This window comes from Methylocystis sp. (genome assembly GCF_050246715.1).
GTDB lineage: Bacteria > Pseudomonadota > Alphaproteobacteria > Rhizobiales > Beijerinckiaceae > Methylocystis.
This window is the reverse complement of the sequence record NZ_JBFWVN010000084.1, coordinates 1-8,369: the sequence shown is the minus strand read 5'-3', so window position 1 is coordinate 8,369 and position 8,369 is coordinate 1. Positions and strand designations below refer to the sequence as shown.

Below are 8,369 nucleotides of genomic sequence, written 5' to 3'. Positions count from 1 at the left end.
TCCCTCCAACGCGTTCCATAAAGTGCGGTCCTAGAAGGGGTGAAAAACCCGAACGCCGCCGCGCGGCCATGCCGCCCGACATCACGACGACGCCGAAAGTCGCGCCGTCACGAATAAGACGGGCTAGGCGCGCACGTCGAGGCCGCGATGGATTCGTCATCATAGTGGAAAGCGAGTGGCCATCGAGAGGAGGTCAGCGGCCGCGCTGCGGGTCGCCCGCACCGGGGACGCTTGCCTTGCGATCTTAATCGGCATCCTACCAGCCCCATTAAAGCATCAAATTCTGGCCTCAAAGCGAAAGTCGACAGTCCGGTTAGGGTCACTTCTTCGCCTTACCGCCGCGTGTTGCCGGGAGCAGCTCGGTCCAATAAGACTTCGGCGGGACAACTTAAGGAGCGACGCTCATGTCGCCGATGCGCCAACTGGGAAAGGTGATCGCCAAGGCGATGGAGGGCGGCGTGCCTGGAGCCATTCCTCGGGATTTGGGAGAGGCGCTTGCTTCCCATCCGCCAAGCGTCGCCGACGTGGTGCGGCTTCTATTCGCAGAGTCGCGCAAGAAACGCGCGAACAGCCAGTTGATCCTCGCCTTCAGCATCATGCTGGAAAAGGCGCTGGAGTCCGCGCGCTGGCGAGAAGAAAACGGTTCGATCGCCGCCAATGACTTGGCCGCGACTGTGCGCGCCGCCGTCTTGAAGGAGAGGCCGGGCGAAAAGGCTAACACGAAAGCCTTGATGGCGATCTCACGGAGCTTTTCAGCCGCAAAGGTTGATCTCGGCGCAGAACTTAGTCGTGTTATTGAAGCCGATTTGGAATTAGAAACCAATGTTGATCCAAAATTCGTACATGACGACTTGGAGCGGACATTTGCAAATCTCGCGGAGGAGCTCGAGCATAATTGCTTTCTCATATACGAGCAGCTCAGAGACTTAATCAATTTTGCGCCCATCGAGCCGCGATTAGCCTTGATAGCGACCCTGGCCGCCTCGTCAACGCCTTCTCTTCGTGACGCCATCGCAGGGTTCTTGCTCGATGCAGACTCTTCAGTCGGAAACGGCGTCGCGGGGATTCTGGCGCAGAGCGCATCAAAGGGCTTGGTTTCTGCGGCTACGGTCGGCCGACTGGTCATCATGCGCAATTGGCTCGATGAAGACCGGCGTTCTACGATCGATGCGATTATTCGGGCGGCGCAGCATAAGGGGATTTCCGCTGCGCCTCATGCGACGGCGCAGATAAGCGAAATCCTTGTCTCGCCTTGCGATGGGGCCGGCGCACAGAGTTGGTTTGTGATCCTCCGCGAGCGACGCAAATATTCCATCGCCGCGCTTCTGAACAAGCATGGATTTGGTTTGCGCGATGCGTGGCTCCGTCCGAGCCTGACGGAAATGGAAGCTAAGGCTTTTCTCGTCCAGATCGAATTCGAGATGAGCAATTTCAGCAGTTCGCTCGATCGCGTCCGAACCGCACTCGAACACGGGGTCGCCGCCGCGCTGGCTAAGGGAGAAGCGATACCCTTCGGCTTGTTGCAATTCATCGAAGCCACAGGCATCGCCCCGTTTACGCCGAGGGAACATCCGCCAGAAGCCCTCCTGGATCAGCTTCTCGCGGACTTGCCGAAAGAGAGGCTCGACGAGAGGACGATTATGGGCGCGCTCACGCGGTCCAAGCGGTGGGAAGAATCGCAGGAATGGTTGGACACTTGGTTCGAAGACAGTGAAGCGGCTCTGGCCGCCGCCCTGCGCGGGAAAACGAAAAAAGAAAAGATCGGCAACGTCTTGCAGGAGGTAATTTCGCATAGGCGCCGATATTGGGGCGAGCTTCTTGCCTGGACCGCACTCGGCGTCAGCGACGATCCCGCTGACGACAACGCAGAAGACTTTGTTCTCGTAGCGCGTGAACTACTTGGCTCCCGTCCGTTGTCAGAGATTCCGCTTGCGGTTCTTATCGCAAAAAAAACAATCGAAGCGACGCAAGGGCGGTGACGTCCGCATCCGAGGCGCAAGAAAAGGCCGGCGATCGGTTTCAGAGACGTACGGGGAACATCTCCAAAGAACAAAACGCGACAGTCACGCTCGCGTCGCCAGACGGCCCGCAAGCCATTCCTTGAGCTTGGTCCATCGACGCTTCCGCCCATGGGTCCGGACCGCGATGGCCAGCGCCTTGCGTTGGCCGACAATGACGACAAGGCGTTTGCCGCGCGTGACCGCGGTGTAAACGAGATTCCGCGCAAGCATTGTGTAATGCTGGGTGGCGATGGTTATCACGACCGCCGGATATTCAGAGCCTTGCGACTTATGGATTGTCGTCGCATAGGCGGGAACAAGGGCGTCGAGTTCACCGAATGGATATTCGACCTCGCGACCGTCGAATTCGGCGATGAGGACGCCTTCGGCTGGATCAATGCGCCGGACTCGGCCGAGGTCGCCGTTGAACACTTCGCGCTCGTAATCGTTTTCGATCTGCATTACCTTGTCGCCGGGCGCGAAGGTAGAACCGAAACGCTCGGTCTTCTCCGACATGTTCGGATTCAGCGCTTTCTGGAGATCGGCGTTGAGCGCGCGGGCGCCAAGGGCGCCGCGCTGCATCGGGCAGAGAACCTGCACGTCACCGACAGGATCAAGGCCAAATCGCCGAGGAATGCGGTCCCGCACGACCTCGACGACCTTTGCTGCGCCTCTTTCAGGATCGGCGACCTCCACGAAGTAAAAATCCGAGGCTTGTCCTGATTTCGGCCATTCCGGCATCGCGCCCCGGTTGATGCGGTGCGCGTTGACGACGATCCGGCTTTCCGCCGCCTGGCGGAAGACCTCCGTCAGCCGCGCTACCGGGAGGGCGCTGCAGTCGATGATGTCGGCGAGCACTTGACCGGGGCCCACCGAGGGGAGCTGGTCTGCGTCGCCGACAAGCAGCAGGCCGGCGCTCGGCGAGATGGCCTTCATCACGGCGAACATCAGCGGCGCGTCGACCATGCTGGTCTCGTCGATGACGAGGAGATCGCATTCGAGGGGGTTGTCGGCGTCGCGACGAAAGCCGCCGTTCTTTGGATCGGTCTCGAGCAGTCGATGGATCGTCTTCGCTTCGAGACCGGTCTGTTCCGCCATTCGCTTGGCCGCGCGGCCCGTGGGTGCCGCGAGGAGGAGCTTCATCCCTTTGGCCGCGAGGATGCGGAGGATGGCGTCGAGGAGCGTCGTCTTGCCGACGCCCGGACCGCCGGTCACCACCGCGACCTTGGATTTGAGGACCATTTCGATTGCGGCGCGCTGCGAGGCGGCCAGCGTTTTTCCCGTGCGCGCCTCGACCCATGGGACAGCTTTTTGGGCGTCGATCATCGGCCATGGCGGCGCGCCCTGCACCAAGGCGCGCAGCCGATCGGCGATTCCGCGCTCTGCAAGGTGCAGGCCCCGCAGGAACACGCAGGGCTTCCCCTCGATCGCATCGGCCACGATATCGCCGTCGGCGAGTTCGGCATCTAGCGCGTTGTGGACGATGGCCTCGTCCACCTCGAGCAAGGTGACGGCGAGCTTGACCAGCTCCTCGACCGGCAAACCGCAATGGCCCTCGTCCATCGCCTCCTGCAAGGCGAAGGAAATCCCCGCCCTCACGCGCTGCGGCGCCTCCCGCGTCATGCCGAGCTTCATGGCGATGGAGTCGGCGGTTCGAAACCCGATGCCGCGGATGTCGCGCGCTAATCGATACGGGTTCTCGGTCATGACCTGGATGGCGTCATGGCCATAGGTCTTGAAGATGCGGACAGCGCGCGACGTGCCGACGCCGTGGGCATGCAGGAACACCATGATATCGCGCACGGCCTTCTGCTCTGCCCATCCAGCGATGATCTTCCCGGCGCGGAATTCGCCGATGCCGGAGACCTCACGCATCCGCTCAGGCTCGGCCTCGATAATCTCGAAGGTCTTTTCGCCGAAGGCGGCCACGATCCGCTTGGCGAGGACCGACCCGATTCCGCGGACCATGCCGGAGCCGAGATATTTTTCGATCCCCTCCGCCGTCGTCGGCGGCGTGGTCTTGAGGAAATCGGCTTTGAACTGAAGCCCATGGGCCCGGTCGGTGATCCAGACGCCGACGGCGTGGATGAATTCGCCGGCGGAGATCGACGCGATGTGGCCGACTACTGGGACGAGGTCGCGCTTTCCTCGCGCCTTCACCTTAAGGACGGCAAACCCGTTATCCTCGTTGTGGAAAGTCACGCGCTCGACCGAGCCGACGAGCGTTTCCCGAGGCTGTGCCGTGTCAAAGGACGATTGCAACGATGGCGACTATGCTGGTGTGATGGTTTTCAGAACACACTAGAACGCGAGTCCTTGCAATTATGTAAGGTGTTCGAAATCCAACGCTGAATAAATGCTACGGAATGTATCAGATGGGTCAAGAAAGTCCCTTCTCCTAAGGCCGCTTTGCGCCGATAGCGCTGAAAAAATCGCCGGTTGATTGATTGAGCATGATCCGAATCTCCGACGGGGACAGAGACCGGTCGCGCGGCACAAAATGAGCGATGGACGCCGGCCCGACATCCTCGGCGGGATTGTGGACCTTCTCTCCGCGCAGGATCGCGAAGCCGTAGATCTGCTTCACGATATCGCGGACATGGATAGCGACCGCCGGCGCACCGCGCTCTTTGACCGCGGCGCATAAAGCCCGCAGATCCTCTGCCGTGATCTCGGTGAGCAGACGGTTGCGGTACTTGGGCAGGAGGTCGCGCTCGTAGATCGCCCTTCGCATCGCTTTGGTGCTGTCGGCCATGCGCCCTTCCTGGAACCAGCGCTCGGCGAACTCACCAAAACTCTTGGCCTCCTTCAGTCGCCGCTTCTCTCGCTGCTTCTCTTGTGCCGGCGATCGCCCGTCCGTTATCGCCCGCTTGGCGTCGATGAGCTTTTCGCGGGCACGGGCCAACGAAATCCCCGCTGCGCCATAGCGGCCCAGCGTCACGGTCTCTCGACGACCATTCATCCGGTAGTCGAGGCGGAACACGATCGTGCCCGACGGCTGGACCACGAGATACATACCGTCACGGTCCGCTACCTTGTATGATTTCTCTTTAGGTTTCAGTGACTTAACGCCAGCGTCCGTCAGCATTTACTCCCTCCGGGATCGGATCAAAAAACGGGCGAGAGCCTCTAAAATACCGTCAGGCCAAAAATGGCTCGCATTAAAGGTAATTTATTGCTTTATTTCAATGATTTAGCTCATGCAAAATACCGTCAAAGGCCCTCTCAACCCTGACGGTATCTTCGAAAGGCCAATGGATCAAGCGGGCGCATACCGTCAGAAATACCGTCAGACCGGACGCATGTCCTGCGATAGTCCACGAAAGACTTATACATTTTTATATATAGATTTCAGTCAGTTATGTCGTATTGCGGCGTAGTTTCGGATACGCTGGAGGGGCAAAAATCATTCCCACTCAATCGTCCCCGGCGGCTTCGACGTCACGTCATAGACCACGCGGTTGACGCCCTTCACTTCGTTGATGATGCGGGTCGCGGCGCGGCCCAGAAAGCTCATGTCGAAGGGAAAGAAATCCGCCGTCATGCCGTCGCTTGACGTGACCGCGCGCAGCGCGACGACGTAATCGTATGTGCGGCCGTCGCCCATCACGCCGACGCTGCGCACCGGGAGGAGCGCGGCGAAGGCCTGCCAGATATCGTCATACAATCCTGCCTTGCGGATTTCGTCGAGATACACCGCGTCGGCCTTGCGCAAAATCGCCAGCTTCTCGCGCGTCACAAATCCGGGACAGCGGATCGCGAGCCCTGGCCCCGGAAAGGGATGGCGCCCGACAAAGGCCTCAGGCAATCCGAGTTCGCGCCCGAGCGCGCGCACTTCGTCCTTGAAGAGTTCGCGCAAGGGTTCGACGAGCCGCATGTTCATGCGCTCCGGAAGGCCGCCGACATTGTGATGCGATTTGATCGTCACCGACGGGCCGCCGGTGAAGGAGACGCTCTCGATCACGTCGGGATAGAGCGTGCCTTGCGCGAGAAACTGCGGCGCGCCGCGCCCGTCCTGCGCAATCTTCTTCGCTTCGGCTTCAAAGGTTTCGATGAAGAGCCGGCCGATGGTCTTGCGCTTCGTCTCCGGATCGTCGACGCCATCGAGCGCGCCAAGGAACAGATCGGCGGCTTCGACGTGATGCAGCGGGATGTTGTAATGGTCGCGAAAGAGCCGCACGACCTCTTCCGCCTCGCCCTGGCGTAACAATCCGTGATCGACGAAGACGCAGGTCAGCGCATCGCCGATCGCTTCGTGAATCAGCACCGCCGCGACAGCGCTGTCGACGCCGCCGGAAAGTCCGCAAAGCACGCGCCCGTCGCCGACCTGGCGTCGGATCGCAGCGATCGCCTCGCCGCGAAACGCCGCCATCGTCCAGTCGGATTTGAGCCCCGCGACCTTGTGCACGAAATTCGACAGGAGCTTCGCGCCGTCAGGCGTATGCGCGACTTCGAGATGAAACTGCACGCCGTAATAGCGCCGCTGTTCATCCGCGATTGCCGCGAAAGGCGCGTTCTCAGAAGCGGCGATGACGTGAAATCCTTCGGGGAGCTTCGTCACCCGGTCGCCGTGGCTCATCCAGACGGGAAAGCTGCCGCCCTTCTCCCATACGCCGTCGAGAAGCGCGCTTTGCTCCAGCGCCGTCACCTCGGCGCGGCCGAATTCACGATGGTGGCCGCCCTCGACCTTGCCGCCGAGCTGAACCGCCATCGTCTGCTCGCCATAGCAAATGCCAAGCACCGGCACGCCGGAATCGAAAATCGCCTGTGGCGCGCGCGGCGAGCCCTCCTCCGTCACCGAGCATGGCCCGCCCGAGAGGATCACCGCCTTGGGACGGATGTCGGCGAAGGCGGGCTCGGCGTTCTGGAACGGCGCGATTTCGCAATAGACCCCCGCCTCGCGCACCCGCCTGGCGATGAGCTGCGTCACCTGCGAGCCGAAATCGACGATCAGCACCTTGTCGTGGCGATCAGCGATGTCGTGATGGAAGGCGTCGGCGGCGGTCATGGTCAAACCTGATTGAACCGCAGTTCACCGCGGGTTGGAGCGCTCGGACTGGTCTTAAGAGACGGGCGCCAAGCGCGCAACTCAGCGCCGCACCATCACGCACACATAAAACCCGTCCGTCCCGCTCGACGCCGGCGACAGGCGAATGCCCGGACCATGCGGCGAGGCGAAGCGAGCGAGGTCCGGCAGGCCCGCCTTTTCCGCCATCTCCTCGGCGGAAAGCGCGGCGAACTCAGGATGGCCATCGAGAAAGGCTGCGACTTGGTCCTCGTTTTCGTCGCGCAACACTGAACAGGTGACATAGGCGAGTCGCCCGCCCGGCTTCACGAAGCGCGCCGCCTTCGCCAGAAGTTGGCGCTGCTCCTTCAGCCTCAGTTCAAGCGCGCCGGGCGCGAGGCGCCATTTGGCGTCCGGATGGCGACGCCAGGCGCCGGTTCCGGTGCATGGCGCGTCGATCGCCACGAGGTCGCAGCGCGCGTCGAGATCGGCGAGCACGTCGGCATTGCCGCGCGGCGCTCGCACCTGAACGTTGCGCGCTCCCGCCCGTTCCAGCCGCTCGTGGATCGGCGCGAGCCGGCGCGCATCGGAATCATGGGCGTAGATCTGGCCGCGGTTATGCATCTGCGCCGCGAGCGCCAGCGTCTTGCCGCCGCCGCCGGCGCAAAGGTCGAGAACCTGCTCGCCGGGAGCGGCGGCGCAGAGCAGCGCGGCAAGCTGCGAGGCCTCGTCCTGAAGCTCGACGAGACCTTTCAAATAGGCGGTCTCGGCGGTCAGCGCCGGCCCCCGCCCCTGCCCAATGTCGATGCGCAGACCGATCGGCGAGAGCGGCGTCGGCTTGGGCGCCAGATGCGCGAGCTTTTCGAGCGCCTGTTCGCGCGAGCATTTGAGAATATTGACCCGTAGATCGACCGGCGCGCGGGCGGCGAGCGCCGCGCCCTCTTCAGCCGCGCGCGCGCCGAAAGCGGCGTCGAAGCGCTCGCTAAGCCATTCCGGATAGTCGCCGCGCATATGGTCCGGCGCGGCGTCGAGAGCGGCCGTCGCAAGTCGGTGACGCTCGTCGTCGGAAAGCGGCGCCGGCGCATGGCGTTCGCCGAAGCAAAGCGCCGCGATCGCTTCGGCGTCAAACCCGCGCGCTTCGCGCAGCGCGCCAAGCATGATCGCGCGAGACGTATCGTCTCCCATCACGAAGGCCGCCGAAGCGCGCTTCCTCAGCGCGTCGAAGACGAGGCTGGCGATGGCGGCGCGATCCTTCGAGCCGGCGAAGCGATGGGCGATGCCCCAATCCTTCAGAGCGTCGGCGGCCGGCCGCCGACGCCTTGCAAGGTCGTCGAGAATTTCGATCGCGGCGGAGACATGTGCGG

General features: G+C 62.2%; 4 protein-coding genes and 1 pseudogene. 1 reads left to right on the top strand and 4 read right to left on the bottom strand.

Annotation, left to right across the window (positions count from 1 at the left end; genetic code table 11):
* Positions 1-404 precede the first annotated feature (404 nt).
* Positions 405-1,979, top strand: coding sequence for a hypothetical protein (locus tag AB7I51_RS16875; RefSeq protein WP_428404812.1), 1,575 nt, complete (start codon positions 405-407; stop codon positions 1,977-1,979).
* An 84-nt stretch (positions 1,980-2,063) separates the two neighbouring features.
* Here AB7I51_RS16875 and recD2 read toward each other — a convergent pair whose 3' ends face one another.
* The 4 genes and pseudogenes from recD2 to AB7I51_RS16855 form a co-directional block, all read right to left on the bottom strand.
* A complete protein-coding gene (gene recD2, locus AB7I51_RS16870; protein WP_428404811.1) occupies positions 2,064-4,262 on the bottom strand; it encodes an SF1B family DNA helicase RecD2 in 2,199 nt (732 codons plus the stop codon).
* Between the two features lie 181 nt (positions 4,263-4,443).
* Positions 4,444-5,088: pseudogene (locus AB7I51_RS16865) on the bottom strand (tyrosine-type recombinase/integrase); the annotation flags it as partial.
* 318 nt (positions 5,089-5,406) lie between these two features.
* Positions 5,407-7,008: a glutamine-hydrolyzing GMP synthase gene (guaA, locus tag AB7I51_RS16860; protein ID WP_428404810.1), complete on the bottom strand. Its 1,602-nt coding sequence runs from the start codon at positions 7,006-7,008 to the stop codon at positions 5,407-5,409.
* A gap of 81 nt (positions 7,009-7,089) precedes the next feature.
* On the bottom strand, positions 7,090-8,369 hold a 1,280-nt coding region (locus AB7I51_RS16855), incomplete at its 5' end, for an RsmB/NOP family class I SAM-dependent RNA methyltransferase (protein WP_428406351.1).